An 826-nucleotide genomic window follows, 5' to 3' on the forward strand; every position below is an offset into this window, starting at 1 on the left:
CCGGCGCCGGCGCGCCGGGCGGCGTCGCGGCCGGGGCCGAGACGCCGACGGCGGCGCACGCGGCCGTGGTGCCGCTCGCCGCGGCTCCCGCGCCGTCGCGGCTCGACAAGATCGGCGGGCCGATGGGCGCGGCGGCCGTGGTGCTGGTCGCGCTCGGCGTCGGCTTCCTGATCGGCCAGGCCACCAACGACACGCCGCCGGTGCAGAGAGCGCCGGTCGTCAACATCGAGGGCGGGCTGCCGAGCGGCAGCACGACGGCGCCGGCGAGCGACCTGCCCGCTGCGGACGGAGCGACTGACGACGCGACCGCGACCGGAGAAACCCCTCAGGCGACCGGTACCGAGGACACCGGCGGCGACATCAACAGACTGAGACAGCAGCCGACGGAGACGGAGACCCCGGGCACCGCGCCACCGGTCGACGACGAGGCGGCCGGCGGCGGCACTGACGCGGAGACGATCGGATGAGCGAGATGAACTCCGCTGAGCTGCAGAAGCTGCGCGACGCGCTCGCGCGTCAGCTGGCCGAGCTGCAGTGGGACCTCGGCGGGCTCGCGTACGAGATGGCGATTCGCGACCACTTCCGCCTCGACGTCCTCATGCGCCAAGCCGGCAGGCTGCAGGAGGTCGACGCGAGACTGGGCGAGGTCGAGCACCTGCTGCGCCTCGACACGACCGGCGCTGCCGGCACCTGCCCGCAGTGCGGCACGCTCTACGCCCGCGGCGCCCTCTTCTGCTCGCAGTGCGCCTTCCAGCTCTTGCAGGTCCAGCAGCCCGGCCTGCCGGCGGCCGGCCCGACGGCTCCGGCGGTGGGCGCTCCGGCGGTG

Annotated in this window: 2 pseudogenes; both read left to right on the forward strand. The window is 75.3% G+C overall.

Features of this window, described 5'->3' with window-relative positions:
- A pseudogene (locus tag R7226_RS31535) lies at positions 1-467 on the forward strand (hypothetical protein); the annotation flags it as partial.
- Positions 468-472: 5 nt separating this feature from the next.
- Positions 473-826 (forward strand): annotated as a pseudogene (locus tag R7226_RS31540) (hypothetical protein); the annotation flags it as partial.

Origin of the sequence: Conexibacter stalactiti, from assembly GCF_033542075.1 — a bacterium.
GTDB lineage: Bacteria > Actinomycetota > Thermoleophilia > Solirubrobacterales > Solirubrobacteraceae > Conexibacter > Conexibacter stalactiti.